Origin of the sequence: Asprobacillus argus (genome assembly GCF_032248395.1) — a bacterium.
GTDB lineage: Bacteria > Bacteroidota > Bacteroidia > Flavobacteriales > Flavobacteriaceae > Polaribacter > Polaribacter argus.
In genome coordinates, this window is the sequence record NZ_JAVTTO010000002.1 from 738,895 (window position 1) to 761,636 (window position 22,742).

At 34.2% G+C, this 22,742-nt stretch carries 22 protein-coding genes; 9 read left to right on the forward strand and 13 right to left on the reverse strand.

Features of this window, described 5'->3' with window-relative positions:
- Nucleotides 1-27: 27 nt before the first annotated feature.
- Nucleotides 28-540, reverse strand: a complete 513-nt coding sequence (locus RQM59_RS07180) for a DinB family protein (RefSeq protein WP_349241409.1) — start codon at nucleotides 538-540, stop codon at nucleotides 28-30.
- A 46-nt stretch (nucleotides 541-586) separates the two neighbouring features.
- On the opposite strand from RQM59_RS07180, the gene hutI reads away from it, so the two are divergent.
- The gene (hutI, locus tag RQM59_RS07185; RefSeq protein WP_349241410.1) at nucleotides 587-1,828 is read left to right on the forward strand and encodes an imidazolonepropionase; all 1,242 of its coding nucleotides are present in this window, start codon (nucleotides 587-589) and stop codon (nucleotides 1,826-1,828) included.
- Here the strand turns inward: hutI and RQM59_RS07190 are convergent, their stop codons facing one another.
- A complete protein-coding gene (locus RQM59_RS07190; RefSeq protein ID WP_349241411.1) occupies nucleotides 1,829-4,309 on the reverse strand; it encodes a GumC family protein in 2,481 nt (826 codons plus the stop codon). It abuts the gene before it with no gap.
- Nucleotides 4,310-4,313: 4 nt separating this feature from the next.
- Nucleotides 4,314-5,096, reverse strand: coding sequence for a polysaccharide biosynthesis/export family protein (locus RQM59_RS07195; protein WP_349241412.1), 783 nt, complete (start codon nucleotides 5,094-5,096; stop codon nucleotides 4,314-4,316).
- A gap of 87 nt (nucleotides 5,097-5,183) precedes the next feature.
- Between RQM59_RS07195 and RQM59_RS07200 the strand changes: the two genes are divergently transcribed.
- The 4 genes from RQM59_RS07200 to secA all read left to right on the forward strand — a co-directional run bounded on the left by RQM59_RS07200 (nucleotide 5,184) and on the right by secA (nucleotide 10,327).
- Entirely contained in the window at nucleotides 5,184-5,960 is a 777-nt protein-coding gene (locus RQM59_RS07200; RefSeq protein ID WP_349241413.1) for an O-methyltransferase, read from the forward strand.
- Between the two features lie 37 nt (nucleotides 5,961-5,997).
- Nucleotides 5,998-6,570 carry a cob(I)yrinic acid a,c-diamide adenosyltransferase gene (locus RQM59_RS07205; protein WP_349241414.1) on the forward strand — a complete coding sequence of 191 codons (573 nt, stop codon included), beginning with the start codon at nucleotides 5,998-6,000 and terminating at the stop codon, nucleotides 6,568-6,570.
- Between the two features lie 91 nt (nucleotides 6,571-6,661).
- The gene (locus RQM59_RS07210) at nucleotides 6,662-6,883 is read left to right on the forward strand and encodes a DUF2795 domain-containing protein (protein ID WP_347174497.1); all 222 of its coding nucleotides are present in this window, start codon (nucleotides 6,662-6,664) and stop codon (nucleotides 6,881-6,883) included.
- Between the two features lie 102 nt (nucleotides 6,884-6,985).
- Nucleotides 6,986-10,327, forward strand: coding sequence for a preprotein translocase subunit SecA (secA, locus tag RQM59_RS07215; RefSeq protein ID WP_349241415.1), 3,342 nt, complete (start codon nucleotides 6,986-6,988; stop codon nucleotides 10,325-10,327).
- 55 nt (nucleotides 10,328-10,382) lie between these two features.
- On the opposite strand, the gene RQM59_RS07220 is transcribed toward secA, so the two are convergent.
- From RQM59_RS07220 to nadC, 9 genes are all read right to left on the reverse strand, one after another.
- Complete coding sequence (locus RQM59_RS07220; RefSeq protein ID WP_349241416.1) at nucleotides 10,383-11,339, reverse strand: DUF4097 family beta strand repeat-containing protein; 957 nt, start codon at nucleotides 11,337-11,339, stop codon at nucleotides 10,383-10,385.
- 2 nt (nucleotides 11,340-11,341) lie between these two features.
- On the reverse strand, nucleotides 11,342-11,950 hold the full coding sequence (locus tag RQM59_RS07225; RefSeq protein ID WP_349241417.1) for a HEAT repeat domain-containing protein: 609 nt from the start codon (nucleotides 11,948-11,950) through the stop codon (nucleotides 11,342-11,344).
- Nucleotides 11,907-12,482 (reverse strand): RNA polymerase sigma factor, encoded by a 576-nt coding sequence (locus RQM59_RS07230; protein ID WP_349241418.1) that lies wholly within the window; start codon nucleotides 12,480-12,482, stop codon nucleotides 11,907-11,909. Before RQM59_RS07230 ends, RQM59_RS07225 begins: the two co-directional genes overlap by 44 nt.
- 143 nt (nucleotides 12,483-12,625) lie before the next feature.
- Nucleotides 12,626-13,771 carry a T9SS type A sorting domain-containing protein gene (locus tag RQM59_RS07235; RefSeq protein ID WP_349241419.1) on the reverse strand — a complete coding sequence of 382 codons (1,146 nt, stop codon included), beginning with the start codon at nucleotides 13,769-13,771 and terminating at the stop codon, nucleotides 12,626-12,628.
- A gap of 92 nt (nucleotides 13,772-13,863) precedes the next feature.
- Entirely contained in the window at nucleotides 13,864-14,544 is a 681-nt protein-coding gene (gene folE / locus RQM59_RS07240; RefSeq protein WP_349241420.1) for a GTP cyclohydrolase I FolE, read from the reverse strand.
- Nucleotides 14,545-14,601: 57 nt separating this feature from the next.
- Nucleotides 14,602-16,254, reverse strand: coding sequence for a histidine--tRNA ligase (gene hisS / locus RQM59_RS07245; protein ID WP_349241421.1), 1,653 nt, complete (start codon nucleotides 16,252-16,254; stop codon nucleotides 14,602-14,604).
- 48 nt (nucleotides 16,255-16,302) lie between these two features.
- Complete coding sequence (locus RQM59_RS07250) at nucleotides 16,303-17,244, reverse strand: YihY/virulence factor BrkB family protein (protein WP_349241422.1); 942 nt, start codon at nucleotides 17,242-17,244, stop codon at nucleotides 16,303-16,305.
- 6 nt (nucleotides 17,245-17,250) lie between these two features.
- On the reverse strand, nucleotides 17,251-17,820 hold the full coding sequence (locus RQM59_RS07255; RefSeq protein ID WP_349241423.1) for a pentapeptide repeat-containing protein: 570 nt from the start codon (nucleotides 17,818-17,820) through the stop codon (nucleotides 17,251-17,253).
- A 4-nt stretch (nucleotides 17,821-17,824) separates the two neighbouring features.
- Entirely contained in the window at nucleotides 17,825-18,682 is an 858-nt protein-coding gene (gene nadC, locus RQM59_RS07260) for a carboxylating nicotinate-nucleotide diphosphorylase (RefSeq protein ID WP_349241424.1), read from the reverse strand.
- A gap of 78 nt (nucleotides 18,683-18,760) precedes the next feature.
- On the opposite strand from nadC, the gene rlmH reads away from it, so the two are divergent.
- Complete coding sequence (gene rlmH / locus RQM59_RS07265) at nucleotides 18,761-19,234, forward strand: 23S rRNA (pseudouridine(1915)-N(3))-methyltransferase RlmH (RefSeq protein ID WP_349241425.1); 474 nt, start codon at nucleotides 18,761-18,763, stop codon at nucleotides 19,232-19,234.
- 7 nt (nucleotides 19,235-19,241) lie between these two features.
- On the opposite strand, the gene RQM59_RS07270 is transcribed toward rlmH, so the two are convergent.
- A complete protein-coding gene (locus tag RQM59_RS07270; protein ID WP_349241426.1) occupies nucleotides 19,242-20,060 on the reverse strand; it encodes a helix-turn-helix domain-containing protein in 819 nt (272 codons plus the stop codon).
- Nucleotides 20,061-20,252: 192 nt separating this feature from the next.
- Here RQM59_RS07270 and RQM59_RS07275 point away from each other — a divergent pair, with 192 nt between their 5' ends.
- Genes RQM59_RS07275 through RQM59_RS07285 form a run of 3 tightly spaced genes read left to right on the forward strand, consistent with a single transcriptional unit; the run spans nucleotide 20,253 to nucleotide 22,671 of the window.
- Nucleotides 20,253-20,831, forward strand: a complete 579-nt coding sequence (locus RQM59_RS07275; RefSeq protein ID WP_349241427.1) for a non-canonical purine NTP diphosphatase — start codon at nucleotides 20,253-20,255, stop codon at nucleotides 20,829-20,831.
- A 3-nt stretch (nucleotides 20,832-20,834) separates the two neighbouring features.
- Nucleotides 20,835-21,866, forward strand: a complete 1,032-nt coding sequence (locus RQM59_RS07280; RefSeq protein ID WP_349241428.1) for a FecCD family ABC transporter permease — start codon at nucleotides 20,835-20,837, stop codon at nucleotides 21,864-21,866.
- A gap of 4 nt (nucleotides 21,867-21,870) precedes the next feature.
- Nucleotides 21,871-22,671, forward strand: coding sequence for an ABC transporter ATP-binding protein (locus RQM59_RS07285; RefSeq protein ID WP_349241429.1), 801 nt, complete (start codon nucleotides 21,871-21,873; stop codon nucleotides 22,669-22,671).
- Nucleotides 22,672-22,742 lie beyond the last annotated feature (71 nt).

A 22,742-nucleotide genomic window follows, 5' to 3' on the forward strand; every position in this document is an offset into this window, starting at 1 on the left:
AGGCCTTGTTGAATTTCAAGGTCCTTTTTATTCTAGGTATCTTTCCTTTGCAATTTGTACATGATGATTTTGATGACCAGAGATAATAATTCCTGCAGCTCTTACCGACATATTATTCCCAGAACCTACTCCTACCCTTTCTAATGCCTCATCAGAAAAACTTTTGAACAAATGGATAGTTGCCATCCTAACAACTGCCATTTCATCTAAAAGAGCTTCGTACATTCTCTCATTAGCATTGCCTTCGTTAATGAAAAGATCTTGATCAAAACCGGGTAATGAAGTTGCATCATTTCTCGAAAAACAGAGTGCTCTATAACAAAATATTCGTTCTGTATCTATAATATGTTGAATGAGTTCTTTTAACGTCCACTTACCTTCTGCATATGAAAACAAGTGCTTTTCTTTAGGAACGTTGCGTAATACATCTTCAAATCTTTGTTGACTATCTATCAAATTTTCAATCATGGATTTTCCATTTGTCAAAGTCGGATTTATATATCTGGAAAAATAAGGAGCATACTCTTTTGTTGATATCATTCTATAAGTTTTGTGTATGTTTGCGTAGCTAAAATACTCAATTTAGATGACAACATTATTCCTAAATATAAAAGAACTAATTCAAATTAGACAACCTTCAGTTATGAAAGTTTCTGGAAAAGAAATGAGTATTTTACCCACTATAAAGAATGCTTTTTTATTAATCAAAGATGATCTTATCCTAGATTACGGGTCAATGAGTGATTTGACAAGTAACGAAGCCGACGAAATTATTGATGTAAAAGACAGCATGATTTTACCCTCTTGGTGCGATAGTCATACGCATTTAGTTTTTGCCGGTAACCGAGAACAAGAATTTGTGGATAGAATTAATGGGTTATCGTATGAAGAGATTGCAAACAGAGGCGGCGGTATTCTCAACTCCGCGAAAAAGCTTCAAGAAACTTCGGAAGAAGAATTGTATGAGCAATCCAAAGTGAGGCTTGAAGAATTAATTGCTTTAGGGACAGGTGCTATTGAAATAAAATCTGGCTATGGATTAACTGTGGATGCTGAGATTAAAATGTTGAGAGTTATTAAAAGGCTTCGAGAAAATTATTCGGTTCCTATTAAAGCGACATTTTTAGGAGCCCATGCAGTTCCTGGTGAATTCAAAAGTGATAAAGAGGCATATTTAGATCTTATCATAGATGAAATGCTTCCTCTTATTGCAAAAGAAGAATTGGCAGACTTTATTGATTGTTTTTGTGAGCAAGGATACTTTTCAACGGAAGACCTAAATAAAATTTTATTAGCCGGAAAAAACTATGGGTTGGTTCCAAAAGTACATGTCAATCAATTCAATGCTATAGGAGGTATTGCTAAGAGTGCACAACACGGAGCACTTTCGGTTGATCATTTAGAAGTATTAACAGACGCTGATTTAGCTATTTTGAAGGAAAACCCTGACATGATATCTGTTGCCTTACCCAGTTGTTCTTTCTTTTTAAGCATACCGTATACACCAGCCAGAAAAATAATCGACAGTGGTTTAGCGTTGGCCTTGGCCAGTGATTTTAACCCAGGATCCTCACCATCAGGAAATATGAATTTTGTCGTTGCCGCTGCTTCCATAAAGATGAAAATGACTCCTGAAGAAGCCATTAATGCTGCAACCATAAATGGAGCTTATGCCATGGATTTGAGCAATAGTGTTGGAAGTATTACCAAAGGAAAAAAGGCAAACTTTATAATAACGAAAAATATACTTAGCTATGGTGCTATTCCATATAATTTTGGAAATCATCAAATAGCATCCATCTATCTGAATGGAGAAAAAGTAGTTTAGTTATTTCTTTGGTTTAAAGAAGTTAATAATCCTGCTCGTAAAGGTTACTGGTTTTTCATTTTCGTGATATCCATTTCCATACTTACCATAACCATAACCGTATCCGTAACCATAGCCATAACCATAACCGTAACCATAACCATATTTGTTCTTTAGAGTAAAGTCATTAAAGATATAACTGATATTGGTAACCTCTTTATTTCTATACTTATCATCGATCATTCTCATCATTCCCTTTTCAGAATAATTCTGTCTAACCACATAGGCAATCGCGTCAGCATATCTAAATAATTCAAGTGCATCAGATACCAAGCCAACCGGAGGAGTATCTATCACGATATAGTCATACTCCTTATTTAGGTAATCAAATAACCTATCACAATTTTCTCCTAATAGAAGTTCAGATGGATTTGGAGGTATGGGTCCTGATAAAATCAAATCTAAGTTAGGAATTTTAGTGTTCGTAATAATGTCTTCTATAGATTTTTGATTAATTAAATAGTTAACAATGCCGACATCGTTCTTTAGGTCAAAATCTCCGAATATTTTAGGCTTTCTAAGATCCAATCCAATCAACACTGTTTTCTTTCCACTTAAGGCAAAGACTGTAGCCATATTAATAGATACCATTGTCTTTCCTTCTCCACTTACAGAAGATGTTAATAATAATGTTTTAGATCTTTTACTAATCTCGTTTTTAAACAGAAACTGAACGTTAGACCGTATCGCTCTAAAAGACTCAGCTACAGAAGATTTCGGTCTCTCAAAAACCGCTAGATTATTTGAATTTCTATTTCTACCGATAACACCCAACACAGGAATGCTATACCTTTTTTCAATATCCTCTACCTGATGAATCTTATTGTCCAAAAGTTCTCTAATAATAATATAGAACAACGGAAAAACAATCCCTAGCATGAGTGCCACTACATAATTAAATTGAGGTTTAGGATAAATAGGTCCTTGTCCTAAGTCAATAGCCGTATCAATAACTTTCACATCAGAGACATTGGCAGCAATGGCAGTTCCCGCCTCATAACTTTTCTGTTTTAACAAGGTATAGTTAGATTCAAAAATGCTATAATTTCTTTGAATTTTTAGAAGGTCCTGTTCTTTTTGTGGTAGGGCGTTCAACTTAGAATTATATCCCGACAATCTTCCTTCTAGTTTAATCTTTATCTTGTTATATGAAGTTTTATTATTAGTAATATTTTCAAATAAAATATCCTTCGTCAACTTTATCTGATTCTCTATTTTTCTATATTCTGGGTGGCTTGGTGTAACTGTATTTTTTAATGTTTCTTTAATCTTAGATTTTAGAATCAATTCATTAATACCATTTGGAATTTTAGTGTCAGCAACTCTAATAGACGCAGGGACAGGAATATTATTATCATATGTTGTATGAGATCTTAAATAGGATTCTAGCGCATTTAGATCTTCCAGACTATTCTTAATTTTCCTAATTTCCTCGCTTATACCAAGTGTCTGTGCAAATACTTCCTCTCCTTCTAAGGATAGGTCATAAATATTATTTTTCTTCTTATAGTTACCTAGTTCTATAGCCAAGTTCTTTAAGCTGTCTGATTCCTTTTTAAGAAGTTTATCTATATACTCTTTAGTATTTGTGGCATATAAAATTTTCTGTTCTCTTTTGGTCTCTTCTAAGATCTTTACAGAAGCGTTTAAATACGTTACGATCCTGTTCTTATTAACTCCTTGCATTCTCAATCGTAATAAAGAAGAACCATCTGTTACGTTCGATACTTTTACGATTCTATATCCTCCTACTACCCCATTGAAGTTTCTAAACCGAACATAAAACATTTGTCCTGGTTTTAAGATTTCACGCGGCACCACTTTAAATGTGAAAAATGGAGATGAAATCAAAGATTTCACATCGTATTCTTGATAAAATTTCTTTTCTTGAGTTGAGTAGTTTATGTCATTACTTTGCCCATAATTATACAACCTATGATTCCCATTCTCATTAAAGTCAAACGATACGGCAATGGTATTTGCATCTTTTACTTCCAGCTTTATTTTTGTATCTCCAATAAAGTATTTGCTGGTATCAATATCTATTTCAAAAGGTGTTTTGCCATAAATATCCTCCAAAAAGTATCTACCCTCTTTTAAATAGTCGACATAAAATCTAAGTTTAGAAACAACTTTCTCATTATGAGATCTCGAGTTTAAAATAATCTTTACAGTCTCTAATAAATCACTAGCTCCACCCCAATTAAAAGTTAAATTTGTTCCAGTAGAAAATAAAGGATTCGTTTCTTCCTTAACAGAGATCATTGTAGAAAGGCTATATCTCTTTTGCTTATAACCGTTCATGAACCTAGCAATAATCAATGCTATAGTGATAGTCACTAAAAACAATTGCCAATAGCCTAGAACTTTAAAAAAGTAGGCCTTAACATCAATAGAGTTTTGTAATGAGCTAGTATCTAAGTATTTTTTATTTTCGGCCATAAAACTATAATCCTCTTACTAATAAAATAGTAGATGTAACTAAAGTGAAAACAGATATAATAGTGGTCAGGGATTGTAGTCCAGTTGTACCTGTTCCCCAAGATTTTTGTTTAAGAGGAATCACATTTATATAATCGTTAGGTTCAATGTAAAAAACTTCTGAATCCAATGCTTCAATTTTTGTTAGATCTATTAAAAACTTCTTTCGTCCGCCCAGAGAAAGTCTTAACACTTCAACTTTCTTTTTATCTCCTGTTAAGGCTATATCTCCCGCATTTGAAATAGCATCTATGATACTCACCTTATTTTGGTAGAGCACCTTTGGTCCAGGATTTGCCACTTCTCCGAATATCGTATATCGAATACCATCTAACTTAACAGAAACGAAAATATCTTCCGCTTTTTTAAATAACTTGGCAAGTTCTCCTTCAATCTTCAATCGTACTTCTTTGGTTGTATATCCTAAAACATTTATTTCTCCAATATATGGCACTCTAATATTTCCATGAGCATCTACCGTAAATCCTGAAAAGTAACCCCCTCCATTCTGTGCTTCTTGATTTGCGCCATTCGCTTGCTTTTTATTGAACAATGCCACCAATTTACTATCTGCAGCCTTGATATCAATAATGATGATATCATTAACCTGTAGTTTATAAGGTATATTATTTATCCTATGGATCTCCTTTTTTGACAAGGGTTCTCCTTGTAAATACACTAAGTCTTTACTTGGAATACAGGAGCAAAAAAAAGAAAAAGCAAAAAGCAAAAAGGCAAGTTTTCTCATTCAGAAAATTAATTATACTCACAAATATAAATTTTCTCAGCCTATTCTAGCAAATTTTCTATTAATTTCGTTCCATCATTGTTTGTTATGTTCACAAAGTTTCGGAGGTATTTACTCTTTTTTTTCAGATCTACAAATCAGCATGGAATACATTCTCCCTTTATATATGATTTTGTAACCAAGTGCTTGTACTCCAAAAAGAAGTTTTCTGAGTGGTCCAGTTTTTTAGCAAATAGACAACAACTTCTTTCCAATAATCAGCAAATTGAAGTACAAGATTTCGGTGCAGGATCTACGATTTTCAAGACTAATCTTCGTAAAGTTTCGGATATTGCGAAAATTGCAGGAATATCAAAAAAGAAAGGAAAACTCCTAGTAAAAATAGTCTCTTATTTTTCGTCTAAAGACATGTTAGAAATAGGCACTTCAGTTGGAATCTCAACGGTAGCATTATCACTGGGAAACAATGAAGGTTCTATAACAACTCTAGAAGGATGTCCGAATACAGCATCTATTGCAAAAAGTCAATTTAACCAATTAAGGCTAAAAAATATTAAATTGATTGTCGCCCCCTTCGATATTTCTCTTAAAAAAGTAACAACTAATAAAACCTTAGACCTTATATATTTTGATGGAAATCATACAAAAGAAGCAACGCTCCGTTATTTTGAAACCTGCCTTAAAACGGTGCATAATAAATCTGTTTTTATATTCGATGATATTAACTGGTCTAAAGAAATGAGAGCATCATGGGAGGAAATAAAGCAACATGACGATGTAACTGTAACTGTAGACACATTCTTCTGGGGAATTGCATTCTTCAGAAAAGAACAAGCCAAAGAACATTTTATTGTCAGAGTTTAAAGCTTTAAATTTGTAAAAGCCTTATACAGGAAACACGATGAAGATATATACAAAAACAGGTGACAAAGGTACAACTGCATTATTTGGAGGAAGTAGAGTTCCTAAAGATCACTTACGAATAGAATCTTATGGAACCATAGATGAATTAAGCTCCTATATTGGTCTTATCAAAGATCAGGAAATTGATATTCATACCGAACAATCACTTATTAAAATACAACACGATCTATTTACATTAGGTGCAATGTTGGCTACTCCACCAGAAAAGGAAACATTAAAAAGTGGAAAGGAGCGATTAAATATTTTAAAAGTAAATACGTCGTCCATCTCTTTTTTAGAACAAGAAATTGATGCAATGAACAATGATCTTCCTCAAATGACGCATTTCATTTTACCCGGAGGGCATCAGACGGTGTCATTCTGTCATATCGCAAGGTGTATTTGTAGGCGTTCAGAACGCTTGGTAGTTACTTTACATGGGCAAGAACCTTTAAGTTCTGACATTTTGATGTACTTAAACCGACTTTCTGACTACCTTTTTGTGCTGGCACGAAAGTTGTCGAATGACTTATCAGCTAAGGAAGTAAAGTGGATTCCTGAAAAATATTAAGACGTTCTTTTTTTATTGATTTATATTTCTATAAAAAAACTTGGCTATTTCAGTAAAAAATTTATTTTTGCAGAAAATAAAATCTATAGAAATGTATTGGACTCTAGAATTAGCCTCATATTTAGCAGATGCGCCTTGGCCAGCTACTAAAGACGAATTAATAGATTACGCTATTAGAACAGGTGCACCTTTAGAAGTTGCAGAAAATTTACAAGAGATTGAAGATGAAGGAGACGCTTATGATTCAATCATTGAGATCTGGCCAGATTATCCTACGGAAGAGGATTATCTCTGGAATGAAGATGAATACTAAAACAATAAAATACAATTAAAAAGTCTCTATCGAGGCTTTTTTTTTGTTTACTTTTAAATCCTTTTTGATCCGTGAGGTCAAAATATAAAATATTATAATACAATGAGTATACTAAACTCTGTCATTAAAGTCTTTGTTGGAGACAAACAAAAGAAAGATTTAAAAATTCTACAACCTGTTGTAGATAATGTCAATGCTTTTGAAAGTGCTATTTCTAGCTTATCCAATGATGACCTTAGAGCAAAAACACTTGAGTTCAAGTTAAAGATAAAGGAAGCTACCAAAACTTTTGACGAGCAAATTGAAAAACTAACTGAAGAAGCAACTACAGCAGAAATAGAAAGACAAGAAGCTATTTATACAGAAATAGACACGTTAAAAGATGATGCTTATCAAGCATCTGAAGCTATTTTAGAAGCATTGATGCCTGAAGCTTTTGCTGTTGTTAAAGAAACAGCTACTCGTTTTGTAAACAATGAAGAGATTGAAGTAAGCGCCACTCCTTTTGATAGGGAGTTATCTGCCACTAGAGAGCATATTGTTTTAGAAGGTGATAAAGCGTTTTGGCAGAATTCCTGGGATGCTGCTGGTAAACCAGTCACTTGGGATATGATACATTATGACGTTCAGTTAATTGGTGGTTCCGTATTACATCAAGGTAAGATTGCTGAGATGATGACCGGAGAAGGAAAAACATTGGTATCTACCCTACCCGTATATTTAAATGCGCTAACAGGAAAAGGAGTACATGTTGTTACAGTAAATGATTATTTAGCAAAGCGTGATAGAGCATGGATGGCTCCCATTTTTGAATTTCATGGATTAAGCACTGATTGTATTGATTTTCATCAACCTAATTCAGAAGATAGAAGAAAGGCATATAATGCAGATATTACCTATGGAACTAACAATGAATTTGGTTTCGATTATTTGCGTGATAATATGGCCAATGCTAAAGAAGATCTTGTACAGAGAGCACCTAATTATGCCATTATTGATGAGGTAGATTCGGTATTAATTGATGACGCTAGAACACCTTTAATCATATCTGGCCCAGTTCCTCAAGGTGACAGACATGAATTTAACGAGTTAAAACCTTTAGTTTCAGATATTGTATCACTACAAAGTAAATATTTAGTAGGAGTTTTAGCAGAAGCTAAAAAACTAATTGCAGCTGGAGATACCAAAGAAGGAGGCTTTCTACTATTAAGAGTATACAGAGGGTTACCTAAAAATAAAGCCTTAATTAAATTCTTATCTCAAGAAGGGATAAAACAAATTCTTCAGAAAACAGAGAATACCTATATGGCAGACAATAATAAGTTGATGCCAGAGGTAGATGCCGAATTGTGGTTTGTGGTTGAAGAAAAAAATAATTCTATTGATCTTTCAGATAAAGGTATCGCACATTTATCTACAAAAACAAGTGATGAGAATTTCTTTGTCTTACCAGATATAGGCATAAAGATTGGAGAAATTGATGAAAGTGAAGAAAGCCCAGAAAAGAAGGCACAAAAGAAAGATGACTTATATCAAGAATTTAGTATAAAGAGCGAGCGTATTCACACTATGAATCAGCTTTTAAAAGCGTATACTGTTTTTGAAAAAGATGTTGAGTATGTTGTAGTTGAGAATAAAGTAATGATTGTTGACGAACAGACAGGTCGTATTATGGATGGGCGTCGTTATTCAGATGGACTGCATCAAGCAATTGAAGCTAAAGAGAATGTGAAAATTGAAGATGCTACGCAAACATTTGCAACAGTAACGCTTCAGAATTACTTTAGAATGTATCGCAAGTTATCTGGTATGACAGGTACGGCAATTACAGAAGCAGGTGAGTTTTGGGAGATTTACAAATTGGATGTTGTAGAAATTCCAACAAACAAACCAATACAAAGAGACGATAGACAAGATTTAGTATATAAAACCACAAGAGAAAAATACAACGCAGTTATTGATGATGTTGTAGAACTAGTGAAGCAAGGAAGACCCGTATTAGTGGGTACTACTTCAGTGGAGATTTCTGAGTTATTAGGTAGAATGCTTCAAATGCGTAAGATTCCTCATAATATTTTAAATGCAAAACTACATAAGCGTGAAGCGGACGTTGTTGCTGAAGCGGGTAACCCTGGAGTTGTAACCATTGCAACAAATATGGCTGGTCGTGGTACCGATATTAAGCTTTCCGATGAAGTAAAAGCTTCAGGAGGTTTAGCTATTGTAGGTACCGAGAGACACGACTCTAGACGTGTAGATAGGCAGTTACGTGGTAGAGCAGGTCGTCAGGGAGATGTTGGATCTTCTCAATTCTATGTAGCCTTAGATGATAACTTAATGCGTCTATTTGGTTCTGATAGAATTGCGAAGATGATGGATAGAATGGGCTTAAAAGAAGGTGAAGTAATTCAGCATTCTATGATTACAAAATCTATCGAAAGAGCTCAGAAAAAAGTGGAAGAAAACAACTTTGGTATTCGTAAGCGATTATTAGAGTATGATGATATAATGAACGCTCAACGTGAATTTGTATACAAAAGAAGGCGTCATGCTTTAGATGGTACAAAACTTCAAATTGATATTTCTAATATGATCTACGATACTTGTGAAGCAATCGTAACTCAAAACAAGCCTGAAAAGAATTTCCAAAATTTCGAGTTTGAGTTAATTCGTTTTTCATCTATGACTTCTCCATTCTCTGAAGAAGAGTTTAATGCGAAGTCTGATCAAGAACTTATTGACCCATTATACGAGACGATTTCAGCTCATTATAAAGAGCGTATTGGAAGAAATGCCATACTCGCCTATCCTGTAATCAAAAATGTATTTGAAAACGAGGGAGACAAATATGAGCGTATCGTTGTTCCTTTTACAGATGGTACTAAGACACTTCAGGTAGTTACGAATTTAAAAGAAGCTTATGAATCTGAAGGAAAATCATTAGTAACAGATTTTGAGAAAAATATTACGCTTGCGATTATCGATGAGAATTGGAAAGATCATCTACGTAAAATGGATGAGTTAAAACAATCTGTTCAAAATGCGTCTTATGAGCAAAAAGATCCTTTATTGATCTATAAATTTGAAGCGTTCGAATTGTTTAAGTTAACTATTGACAAAGTAAACAGAGAGGTGCTATCTTTCTTGTTCAAAGGAGAATTACCTATGCAAGCAGATAATCAAATATCTGAAGCACGTCAACAAAAAAGAGAAAAATTAAGTCTACAAAAAGATGAGGTTCAGAACTCTACGCAACAAGCTATTGAAAATTCACGTCAACAACAACATGAACCTGTGGAAACTATTGTGCGTGAGCAACCGAAGATTGGAAGAAACGAACGCGTCACCATTAAAAATGTGATGAGTGGTGAAGAAAAGGTCGTAAAATACAAACAAGCAATCCCTTTAATTGATAAAGGAGAATGGGTGCTCGTAAACAATTAAATATCAAAAAAGCCGCTACAATTGTAGCGGCTTTTTTAATTCAAATAATACCTTTTTACTTCTTTCTTAAATAGATATTTCCTAAGCCTGCATCAAGTTTCATTTTGGTTCTACCGTTCTTCAATTTAAGTCTCATCTTTTGCTTATTCCTCTCTTCTGTATCACTTAATACATTAAAATCAATGTCACTATAGATGGCTGCTCCTTGAGCATCTACTGAAATATCAGAATCACTTGGTAATGTGATATCAATAAATCCGTTATTACTATAAATAGAATACAACTTCATAGGCTTCTTTTTATCAAATTCTATGGTAACATTTCCTCCTATTGAGTTTATGGATACTGGTCCAGTAAGATCTTTTAGCTTCATGTTATTCAATGAAGTAGATATTTCCACTTCTCCTTTAAAATCAGACAAAGAGGATGCATTCGAGCTATAAAAGAATCTACCCGTCCTTCTTTGACTAGATGATTCACGACAACCATTGGTATCCCAATTTAACTTAATCGTGTTAGGAATCATAATCTCATAGCTCTCTCCACTGTACATTACAAACTGCCCAGTCGTTTCATCTTTAAAAATAAGTTCCCCATTCTTTTTTTCTATGGTAAAATAGATCCCCAGATCTACATTTTCTTGCTTTTTTCCTAGTCTTTTCAACCCTACTCTTCGTTTTGTATCACTATATGTAAATAGTAACTTTGGAGCAGTAGTATCTCCTTTTCGTCTAGGAAAAGATCTCGTATAACTGCTTCCAACGCTCACCCCTTTTACTTTTGCATTCCTTGCGTATCCTTGCGCAAGATTTGCTGATAAGCTATATGAATTCCTTTTTTCGTGCAGACTTTTAATGATTACTTCAGTTCCATCATATCCTTTGATTTTAAAATTCTTAGAAGAACAAATTTTTAAGGTTCCAGAACTAAACTTAATTTTCTTTTCTTGTGCGTTTGCACCAAATTGCAATGATGCCAAAACGATTACTATAATTACCTGTATTCTTTTCATTATTATTGTTTTAAAGTTGCCATAGCCAAAGCCGCATTGCTTTTTACTATGGGGAATGTTTCTTCGTCATTGATGATGTCTTCAAGAGGTTTTTGTGCACGGTGTTCTCTTAAATAGCCTAATGACTTTATTAATTTAATTTGTACTAGAGGTGTTTTTTCTTTTTCAACTGCTGTAATTAAACTTTTTCTAATTTTTTCATTTGATGGAAATTTTAACAAAGCGTCAATAGTAGCGATCTTAACATTCGCATTGGTATCTTCATGTAAAATCTTAATCAACGTATTAATGATCTTTTCATCTTCTTTAGAGAACTCATCATTAAACCTATAAACTCCTTCTAATCGTTCTCCTGCTGAGTTGTTCTCTAAACTTGCTAGTAATTCCTGCTTTTCATTTTCATGCGTTTCATATTGCCACCAAAACCCTACTGAAATAAGTAGTGCAATGGATGCAGCTACAGAAACATATCTTAAATAGATTACTTTAGATTTTTTAGGCTGATGTAGCGCCTCTTTTAGTTTCGTTTCAAACAAGGAATCTGCTTTAGTCGAGATTTTCTCGTCATCAAATGCTTCCTTGTGATGTTGAAAATATTCTTTTAAGTTCATGTTTACTTTTATTTTGTATCAGTTCTAACAACTGACTTTTTCCTCTTTTATATTGATTTCTAACAGTGCTCTCTTTAATATTTAGGTACTCACCTATTTCTCTATGATTATAATCTTCGATCATGTACAGCACTAAAACGATTCTGTATTTCTCTTTCAATTCATTAATGCATTCTTTAATAAGCTGGACTGTAATTCCTGAATCATCCTCTATTTCAATATCCTCATATTCTTTCTCCAGTACATTCGTTTCCTCAGCCCACACTACCTTCTTTTGTTTCCTGATCAGGTCCAATGAAGCATTTACCGCTATTCTTCGAAACCAAGCTCCTAAAGTCACGCCTTCTTTTACCTGATCTATCTTTTGAAAACCTTTGATAAAAGAATCCTGTACCACATCCTCTGCATCTTCTCTACTCTTCAATATTCTAACACTACTACTGAAAAGCATGTGTTTATAGCGATTATACACCTCTAGTTGAGCTGGATAATGGTTGGCTTTACATTGTTGTATTAATTCTCTTTCGTTCAAAAAAGCATGTTTTGATTAACGCTGTACACTAGTATAACGTACAATATAAAATTGTGTCGCAAAAATTAGTAAAAAAGATACTTAAAAGTATAAAATATAAAAGCCGCTACAATTGTAGCGGCTTTAACAATGCATCATTGCTATTATTCTTTATAGATTTTATACATGCCTAATTTACCAGCTACTCTTACTTTTAAAAAGTACCAGCCTTGCGCATATGTTTTCATTTTCACATCACTAGTAAGTGATTTTGGTTTAGATTCAAATACCTTTTTTCCTAGAATATTATAGAGCATGACCTCATCTATTTTCTGTTGAGCAGAAAATTCTAGCAGATCGCTCACTGGATTTGGAAACCATGAGAAACCCTCTATTTCATTTTCTTCTAAGCTTAATACGGCCGTGCTAAACATATACGGCCCAGTCCAGCCGCTAGTTATCAATCCTCCTCCGTTAGAACAATCGTCTTGTACGTAAAAATCATAAGCTGTATTCGGTGTCAGGTTTTGAACAAAGTAATTAGAACTGTTTATTTCAGTTACTCTGGTTCCTGCTACAGTACCAAATGCATATCCCTGAGGGCCATATTCGATATTCCATTCTAAATTATTATCTGTATTATCATTAGTAGAAGTCCATGAAATTTCAGCCGAATGAGGCCCTATATTTGTCGCACTGACTCCAGAAGAAGCTGTACAGGTAAATGAGGTGATCGTAGGAGAGTAAATACAAAAACCAAATCCTGAAGAGGACATATCATCATACAAAAGCCTGTATTGGAAGTTCTGCAATTGATTTGTAGATAATGTTTCAATGTTCATCACAATTTCTGCATCTGGATCAGTTCCTAAAGTACATGTTTTATAATCATCAGAACTGGTATCTTCTGGCGCGCTAGATTCTCCAGGAATATCAACCCAGGCTCCTGTTCCACCATTAGCATCAGCGTCGAAATATTGCAATTTTAACACCTGAGGAGATGCTAATTTAAAACTCAACTGAAATACAATTTTTATGGCTTTTTCGCCATTATCAAAAGCTGGTTTTAAATTAATCACAGGTGATTCTGCGGCAATATTATTGTTATCAGCTCCAGAGTTTACAGCTTCATCATCAAATTGAAATTGTGAATCAGTTGTTGTTGGGTTAGCTAATAAAGCTCCGGCTGTATAGGTCCCTGTAAGGGTCCAGTTAGCATTGGGCCAATTCGCAGATTGATTCAATGTTTGGCCAAAAAAGTTTAGGGGTATCAATAAAAGGGGTAACAAAAAAGATATTCTTCTATTCATAACCTTGAAGTTTAAGTTGTTAATTATCATCAAGTTACAAAAAAAAATCCATTAACAATGTTAATGGATTTTTAAATTAATATAATGTGAAATTACAAGTTTTGAAAATCAGTATTGATTTTTAAGTAATCTAAGAATTCTTGTTTTGTTTCTTTGTTTTTGAATTTCCCTCCAAATTCAGACGTTACAGTGCTACTTTCAATATCCTTAATACCTCGAGAATTTACGCATAAATGCTTGGCGTCAATAACACATGCAACATCTTCTGTTCCTAACGCTTCTTGCATTGCCTGTACCACTTGCATTGTTAAACGTTCTTGTACTTGTGGGCGCTTTGCAAAATATTCTACAATTCTATTCATTTTAGAAAGTCCGATTACCTTCCCATTTGAAATATATGCTACATGAGCTCTACCAACAATAGGTAGTAAATGGTGCTCACAGGTCGAATACACCACGATATTCTTCTCAACGAGCATTTCTCCATAATTGTAGTTATTATCAAATGTAGAAGCACTAGGTTTATTCTTAGGATCTAGTCCCATGAATAACTCTTTTACAAAAGCCTTTGCTACCCTTTTGGGAGTTCCTTTAAGACTATCATCTTCAAGATCCATACCTAAGGTTAATAAGATATCCTTAACACTCTCCTGAATTCTCTCTATTTTTTCTTTATCTGAAAGTTCAAAAGCATCATCTCTAAGAGGCGTAGTAGCAGAAGTACCCACATGATCTTCTCCTAGTTCCTCAATTCTATCTTCATATATTTTCATCTTTTCCCTTTAACTGTGTTTAAAAATTAGGATGCAAATTTACGACTTTATGTCTGATTATAACTTGGTTTTCACAATCAATTCAGCTAAGCTTAAATTGTACTGCTCACCAGCTACTAGATCCTTTACCACAAATTTGTCGTTTTCTATCCCTGAAATTACAAAAGGAATGGCTCTTGTTGTAGCATATTTCCATTGTTTTTTTTGCTGCTTATTGCTAGCAGCTATATCTGGATATATTTCTGATTTAATGCCTTCACTTCTTAACGTTTGAATAGCCTGCAGCTTTTGAATACGTTCCGACTCTTCAAAATTCAAGAACAGGACATCTGGTTTTGGAAGTTGCACGGAATCAAATAACCCTAACTCTTCCAACACCAAATAGATTCTATCCAATCCAAAAGATATGCCAACACCACTTACATCTTTTAATCCAAAGATACCGGTCAGATCATCATATCTACCTCCACCACCGATAGAGCCCATTTGTACACCTTCTGGAGCCGTTACTTCAAAAATAGCACCTGTATAGTAGTTTAACCCTCTTGCTAACGTTACATCTAGTTCTAAGCTAGCAGATTGTAGCCCTAAAATATCAACTGTATCTATTACAAAACGTAACTCCTCAACACCTTGCAAGCCTTCCTCTGAAGAAGCTAACATTGTTTCCAGTGCATCTAAGTTTTGCTGATTCGTTCCTGAAAAATTAAACAACGGAGCAACTTTATCTATCGCTTCTTGAGAAATTCCTTTAGATAACATCTCTGTAACCACCCCCTCTTTTCCAATCTTATCTAATTTATCTAAAGCAACCGTAAAATCAATTAGTTTGTCTTTTGCGCCTATCACTTCTGCAATTCCAGATAAAATCTTACGATTATTCATCTTAATGGTAGTTCCTACTAATTTCAATTTAGTAAAAACGGTATCATATAATTGCACAAAGTCCACTTCTTGCAATAAAGATTGACTTCCTACCACATCTGCATCACATTGATAAAACTCTCTAAATCGGCCTTTTTGGGGTCTATCTGCCCGCCATACAGGCTGAATCTGATATCTCTTAAAAGGAAAGGTTATATCATTTTGGTGTTGCACAACATAACGTGCAAAAGGCACCGTTAGGTCATAACGTAATGCCTTATTAGAAATTAACGATGAAACTTTAGATGATTTTAGAACTTCAAAATCTTTAACATAATTATCAAAAAACTCAGAAAAAAAACCTCTCCTTAACTGCACGTATAATGAATCATTTCTATCATTTATTGAGTTAAATTTGTCCTCTAAAGTAGTTCTTGAATTTAATAAAAATTCTGACAGATACTCTCTCTCATCTTGAGTTATCAGTCGTCTTGAATATATTTCGAGTAGTCTTTGCAATGTTTCCTCAAAATCTCCAGAGTTCCTATTGGCATCAAATAGAGTATCTATTAAATCAAAAAAAGCAACATTTACATTGGATGTATTAAAAATGTTATTTCTAACACTCGACAAATAATCTCCAGAATCAAGAATCTTAAAGATCAATCGATCTCCTTCTTCACCATACTTCCCCATCAGTGTAGCCGAGTTTTCAAAACTAGGGGTTTCAATAGGTTGAAATCCAAACGTTTCAAAAGCCTCCTTGATCGTATTCATGATATAGGTACGATTGGCTACTTCTGTAGAAGAAAAATCTCTGGTTCCTTTTGGAATGCTTGGCTTCATGTTTAATGCTCTTTTGTAAATGCGAATGCAAATATCTGAAAAATACGGCTAATTAGATGCCGCTTCTATCGTTTTATTTCGTTGCCTTAAACTGTAAATACTTGCATTCAGTTCGAATCCAAGTAGTAGTATGATTGCATTTAACCACACGAATAACATCAGTATCAACAGCGTTCCTATAGATCCATATAACTGATTGTACTTCGAGAATTCAGTAACATAATAGCTAAACAGGTAAAACGTGAAAATTGATAATATGGTCGTAAAAACTGCTCCCGGCGAAAAGAAACGAGAATGTTTTCCTGTTTTGGTTCCAAACTTATACAGCATTGAAACCGTTGTAAATACCATGACGACAAACAAGAAACCTCTTCCTATCTGTAACCAAAATAATTCATTCTCTACCCATCCTTTTTCTAATAAAGTATCCAATCCAATTTTATAAAATACGGTAAGCGCCACGGTAACTACTAAGAACAAAGCCATCACTAAAGAAACGGCCAATGAGATCAAATAAGCCCGCACAATATTTCTTGTTTCCTTCACGTGGTATGAATATTCAAATCCACCAAAAATAGCATTGACTCCGTTTGTCATCAAAAATATAGATGCCACAAAACCAAAAGAAAGTAAACCAGCGTACTGATTCTTTAAAATATCTACTAACACAGAATCTACAGCATTAAAAGTTTTGGGAGGCAAAATCTCTGAAATAAGAGAGAGTAGACCTTCCTGGAAACCATCTATAGGAACATATGGGATCACTGTAAGTATAAACAGCATAAAAGGAAAAATAGCCATAAAAAAGCTATAGGCAATACCTCCAGCTCGCGTAGTCAAAGCTCCTTTTACAATTCCAATGATATACATTTCAAGCACATCATATAAGGACATGCCTTCTAGTCCTGGAATTTTTATTTTCTTTCCAAAACGAACCAATACATTCAGTATCGGAATCTTTTCTAAACTGTCTTCTATTTCCTTAGACATTAGTTGTTATTCAATTACAATTTGATATTTTTCTAGCAATCCTACAACATTTTCTTTAGAGAACTTCGCTCCTTTTAAAAAGTTCTTCTCTACACTAATAGAAAACCCTGAAGATGTTCTAAAGTCTGTTTGTTGAAGGTTGGTTTTATCAAAGGTCGCATTTCTCAAAGTACTTTCGTCAAAAACAGCTTTTATTAAAGAAGTTTCAGTAAAATCTACCTCCTCTAAATTACACTGTCTAAACAACGTTTCATTCAATTTTAATTGATAAAACGTGGCGAAATTTAACTGGCAATTCTTAAAAGACACTTTCAATAAAAAAGGATCTACTTCTGAAAACTTAACACCTACCAACTTACATTTGTCAAAGGCTACGGCTTTAAAAGCTGAATTCTTTATGACAGTATTACTAAAATTACAGCCAGCAAAGTCACATTCTATAAACTGAATATTCGATGCATGTATTTCACTAAAATTACAATCTACGAACGTACAACCATCGTATTCTCCTTTCTGCAATGTCTCTTTGGTATAATCTATACGTTTAAAAGTCTCATTATCAAAATAGGCTTCCATCGTTTTAAACAGCTTTTAGACTTAGATCCATGTTATAAACAGAATGCGTTAATGCACCTGATGATATATAATCTACACCGCATTCTGCATATTCTCGAATGGTATCTTCATTAATCCCACCAGATGATTCTGTTAAACACTGTCCGTCAATTAAAGCTACTGCTTTCCTAGTATCTTCAAAAGAAAAATTATCTATCAGAATTCTATAGACTCCTCCTGATGCCAGTATTTCTTTTATTTCGGTTAGATCTCTTGCTTCCACAATAATTTTTAAATTCAAATCATTCCGTGTCAAATATGATTTTGTTTTATGAATAGCCTGACCTATTCCACCTGCAAAATCTATGTGATTATCCTTGATCATGATCATGTCATATAAGGCAAACCGATGATTTTCTCCTCCTCCAATCTTTACAGCCCATTTTTCTATGGCTCGTATTCCTGGTGTTGTTTTTCTAGTATCTAATACTTTTGTTTTTGTTCCTTCTAGTAAATCAGCAAAAAAACGTGTTTTGGTAGCAATGGCACTCATTCGTTGCATGGCATTCAACACTAAACGTTCTGCCTTTAAAATTGATTGAGAACTTCCGGAAACATGGAATACAACATCTCCATATTTCACTTTATCGCCGTCATGGATAAAGGTTTCAACCTTTAAGGTCGGATCAACATGATCAAAGATCATTTGAGCAAATTCAACTCCTGCAATGATTCCTTCATCTTTTACCAATAATTTGGCTTTTCCTTTTGCCTCATTAGGGATGCAGGACAAAGAAGTATGATCTCCATCTCCAACATCTTCTCTAATTGCATTTGCAATAATCCCTTCTAATTCTTCTTGAAATTTTTCTTTTGAAATCATATGTCTATTAATTAGGGCAAAAATACTAATCAAATATTAATTTATGTGCGACTCATTACGAATTCGTAATTTCGCATCATGAAGATCAAACTACTTGTGATAGGTAAAACCGATGATAAAAATTTACTACAGCTTATCAGTACGTATCAAAACCGTCTACAACACTATATTAAATTTGAATTAGATATTATTCCTGACATAAAAAATGTCAAAAATTTAAGTCAATTGCAACAAAAAGAGAAGGAAGGTGAATTGATCTTAAACAGGATACAATCATCAGATCAACTTATTTTATTGGATGAAAAAGGCAAAGATTTTCGTTCTGTAGAATTTGCTAATTGGTTACAGAAAAAGATGAACTCTGGTATTAAGCAATTAGTTTTGGTCATTGGCGGCCCTTATGGATTTTCTGACTCAGTGTATAAAAAAGCTGGTGGAAAAATAGCATTATCAAAGATGACATTTTCCCACCAGATGGTTCGTTTATTTGTGGTTGAACAATTGTATCGAGGTTTTAGCATACTGCGCAATGAGCCTTATCATCACGAATAAACAATTCTCATGATAATTTCTGCAAAGCATTATACATAAAAGCAATCTCCAAAATAAGAACAGGAATTATTAAGATGCTCGCAACTGGTGCTAAAAAAATGGTGATAAGCATTACTCCTAATACTATTTTTGAAATGCCAATAACTTGAGTCAAAGAACCTAAATGGTCTTTCAATTTTAGGATGCCTACTCCCAAAATTATTTCAGAAACACCAAATAACATGGCAATGACAACTCCAGAAAGTATCTCTACAATACTTTCTTCAAAAAGGAATATCGACATGATTATCGCTATGGTAAACATTACGATTTCAATAATAAAATATACATACGTTGCCGTGACCAAAGTATCATTCTTCGCCGCTGATCCCAATTCTTTATATCCTCGAAGGAAAAAGAATAGTGCAATTAAAAATGGGATATTCCATGCAATACGAGGAAAAAAACCATCGTTGAATCCTTCATAATAGGATACCAAATAAAACTCTACAATAGTTCCTACAATGGCAAAAATCGCAAAGAAGATTCCCGAAATCCAAGCAATGCTAAGTACCTTCTTTTGTTTTTCGGATAAACTAATGTGCTCCTCTTCATTTATAGATTCTTTAAAAAATATGCTTGTGTCTACACCTAAAGCTTCTAAAATAGTTCGGACAGTATAACTTCTAGGTGTCACATCGCCAGCCTCTATTCTCTGAATGGTTCTTACATTGATATTACATTGTTCTACTAATTCCTCTTGGGTAAATCCTTTTTGCTTTCTTAACTCGGATATCTTCTTCCCTAATTCTGGCTGTTTCATAATAAATACATTTTCGGTTTTCATACAATGTTAGTTTACGATTGTTGATCAGCAAATTATTTTCGTTTCATTTTACCCGACATTTACACGGCATCCTTTTATTGACAAAGCCTACAGGGAATTGCAAGGTACTACTATTTTTTAGGTTTTCTCGAAAAAATAAGCAAGGAAAGACATTCTTAAATTGATTACATTTGTCTTTTATCATTACTTAATATGAAACTTGTCTTTGCTACAAACAATCCAAATAAACTTCGTGAAGTACAAAATATGCTTCCGAAAACCATTCAGCTTCAAACGCTAAATGATATCGGATGTGTTGAAGATATTGCAGAGACTGAAGCTACTTTGGAGGGGAATGCAAAACTGAAAGCGGATCATATTACTGGTGCTTATCAATTTGATTGTTTTGCAGATGATACTGGACTAGAAGTAGAAAGTTTGGACGGTAGACCAGGAGTGTATTCAGCAAGGTATGGTGGACAACCCAGAGATGCTCATAAGAACATGGATAAACTATTATCGGAACTCTATGGGAATACCAATAGAAAAGCACAATTTCGAACAGCTATTGTATTAAACTTGAATAATGAGCAATATCTTTTTGAAGGAATTTGTAAGGGAGAGATTACGAATGCCAAATCTGGAAGTAAGGGGTTTGGATATGACCCTATTTTTAAACCTGAAGGGTATCCCATTACTTTTGCCGAAATGAGCGCAGAGGAAAAAAATAAGATCAGCCATCGAGGGCAAGCCATAAAAAAACTAGTAGATTTCTTAACGCATTATAAATAACATTTGGCAACCACTACATCATATACGAAACATTTTATTTTCCTCTCTCTGGCATTGATTCTAATTGCTTTTGTAAATGTGAATTTTGGTTCAGTTTCTATTCCGTCCAAAGAAATTATGTCCATTTTGTTTGGAGATACATCGGTTAAAGAAAGTTGGGAAATAATTATTTTGAACTTTAGAGTTCCTAAAGCCATTACAGCCATTCTTGTGGGTTCTGGCCTTTCCATATCAGGTTTACTAATGCAAACCTTATTCAGAAACCCTTTGGCTGGGCCATTTGTTCTGGGTATTTCTTCGGGAGCTAGTCTAGGAGTTGCTCTTTTAATATTGGGAGCGGGATTCTTTGGAGGCATGTTTAGCGGATTGGCTATGTCAAACTGGTCATTGGCAATTGCTGCCAGTGCAGGCGCGGGCCTTGTATTATTGGCTGTAATGTTAGCCGCTAACAAAGTGCGTAATACCATGTCTATTCTTATTATTGGATTGATGTTTGGAAGCTTATCTGCAGCCTTTATTAGTGTACTCTCCTACTTCAGCGAAGCTTCCGAAATTCAACAGTATATTTTTTGGGGGTTTGGAAGCTTAGGTAACCTATCCTGGGAAGAGATTGGTGTATTTGCGTTTATTTTCAGCCTAGGTATATTGGGTATTTTATTTGTTATAAAACCTTTGAATAGTCTCTTATTGGGCGAAAATTACGCGAAAAGTTTAGGTATAAACATCAAGAAAAGTAGGAACATAATTCTGGTAATCACCAGTATTTTAACAGGCGTGATTACAGCATTTGCGGGACCTATTGCATTTATAGGTTTAGCCGTACCTCATATGACCAAACTCGTATTTAAAACTTCTAATCATAAAATATTGATTCCGGCAGTTGCAATCGTCGGAGCGATTATCCTCTTAATTTGCGATATGATCGCCCAATTACCAACGAGTGAATTTACGTTACCCATTAATGCAATCACCTCCTTATTTGGAGCTCCTATTGTCATATGGTTATTGATTAGAAAAAAGAAGATTTTTGTGTAATTCAATGGAAGTTAAAAAATCACATACCGTACTTACCACAAAGGATGTATCCATTGGATACAAGCAACGAAAAAAAGAATATATAGTCGCTTCTCCCATCAATCTTCAAATTGATGCAGGCAAGTTTGTAGCATTATTAGGGAAGAATGGTATTGGCAAGTCTACTTTGTTGAGAACGCTCAGCGGTGTACAAGAATCTTTAGCCGGTTCTATTTTATTAAAGGATAAAGAGATACATCAATTCTCTAATGCCGAATTAGCAACCACACTTAGTGTTGTATTAACAGAGCGACTTCCTGAGAGTCAATTAACAGTATATGAACTGATTGCTTTGGGTAGGCAACCCTATACCAATTGGATAGATACGCTGTCGAGTACTGACATTGACAAGATAGACTGGGCTATTGACGTGACAGAAGTTTCTCACCTAAAATTTCGTTCTTTTTACGAATTGAGTGATGGGCAATTGCAACGTGTGCTAATTGCTAGAGCCCTGGCACAGGATACAGATTTGATCATATTGGACGAGCCAACGGCCCACCTAGATATTCATCATACCATAAAAATATTTACGTTGCTTCAAAAACTGGTTGAGACAACGAACAAAACAATTGTCATTTCGACACACGAAGTAAATCTTGCCATTCAGTTTGCAAATAGTTTTGTTTTGTTGGATGAAGACACATGTCATCATGGAGATTTAGAAGAATTGATTTCTAAAAATTCTTTTGATAATTTGTTCAAATCGAACCTCATCAAATTTAACAGAACATTGGAGCAATTTGTTATCCAAAAAAATAATTAACCGTATATTTGGTTTCTTGTAACAACCCTGGTCGTAATACGACATATATCAAACAAAAAATTAAATACGAT

What these genes read in the sequence shown, in the direction of transcription:
- RQM59_RS07180 (WP_349241409.1), bottom strand. Translation starts at nt 540, where the DNA reads ATGATATCAACAAAAGAGTATGCTCCTTATTTTTCCAGATATATAAAT.
- hutI (WP_349241410.1), top strand. Translation starts at nt 587, where the DNA reads ATGACAACATTATTCCTAAATATAAAAGAACTAATTCAAATTAGACAA.
- RQM59_RS07190 (WP_349241411.1), bottom strand. Translation starts at nt 4,309, where the DNA reads ATGGCCGAAAATAAAAAATACTTAGATACTAGCTCATTACAAAACTCT.
- RQM59_RS07195 (WP_349241412.1), bottom strand. Translation starts at nt 5,096, where the DNA reads ATGAGAAAACTTGCCTTTTTGCTTTTTGCTTTTTCTTTTTTTTGCTCC.
- RQM59_RS07200 (WP_349241413.1), top strand. Translation starts at nt 5,184, where the DNA reads ATGTTCACAAAGTTTCGGAGGTATTTACTCTTTTTTTTCAGATCTACA.
- RQM59_RS07205 (WP_349241414.1), top strand. Translation starts at nt 5,998, where the DNA reads ATGAAGATATATACAAAAACAGGTGACAAAGGTACAACTGCATTATTT.
- RQM59_RS07210 (WP_347174497.1), top strand. Translation starts at nt 6,662, where the DNA reads ATGTATTGGACTCTAGAATTAGCCTCATATTTAGCAGATGCGCCTTGG.
- secA (WP_349241415.1), top strand. Translation starts at nt 6,986, where the DNA reads ATGAGTATACTAAACTCTGTCATTAAAGTCTTTGTTGGAGACAAACAA.
- RQM59_RS07220 (WP_349241416.1), bottom strand. Translation starts at nt 11,339, where the DNA reads ATGAAAAGAATACAGGTAATTATAGTAATCGTTTTGGCATCATTGCAA.
- RQM59_RS07225 (WP_349241417.1), bottom strand. Translation starts at nt 11,950, where the DNA reads ATGAACTTAAAAGAATATTTTCAACATCACAAGGAAGCATTTGATGAC.
- RQM59_RS07235 (WP_349241419.1), bottom strand. Translation starts at nt 13,771, where the DNA reads ATGAATAGAAGAATATCTTTTTTGTTACCCCTTTTATTGATACCCCTA.
- folE (WP_349241420.1), bottom strand. Translation starts at nt 14,544, where the DNA reads ATGAAAATATATGAAGATAGAATTGAGGAACTAGGAGAAGATCATGTG.
- hisS (WP_349241421.1), bottom strand. Translation starts at nt 16,254, where the DNA reads ATGAAGCCAAGCATTCCAAAAGGAACCAGAGATTTTTCTTCTACAGAA.
- RQM59_RS07250 (WP_349241422.1), bottom strand. Translation starts at nt 17,244, where the DNA reads ATGTCTAAGGAAATAGAAGACAGTTTAGAAAAGATTCCGATACTGAAT.
- RQM59_RS07255 (WP_349241423.1), bottom strand. Translation starts at nt 17,820, where the DNA reads ATGGAAGCCTATTTTGATAATGAGACTTTTAAACGTATAGATTATACC.
- nadC (WP_349241424.1), bottom strand. Translation starts at nt 18,682, where the DNA reads ATGATTTCAAAAGAAAAATTTCAAGAAGAATTAGAAGGGATTATTGCA.
- rlmH (WP_349241425.1), top strand. Translation starts at nt 18,761, where the DNA reads ATGAAGATCAAACTACTTGTGATAGGTAAAACCGATGATAAAAATTTA.
- RQM59_RS07270 (WP_349241426.1), bottom strand. Translation starts at nt 20,060, where the DNA reads ATGAAAACCGAAAATGTATTTATTATGAAACAGCCAGAATTAGGGAAG.
- RQM59_RS07275 (WP_349241427.1), top strand. Translation starts at nt 20,253, where the DNA reads ATGAAACTTGTCTTTGCTACAAACAATCCAAATAAACTTCGTGAAGTA.
- RQM59_RS07285 (WP_349241429.1), top strand. Translation starts at nt 21,871, where the DNA reads ATGGAAGTTAAAAAATCACATACCGTACTTACCACAAAGGATGTATCC.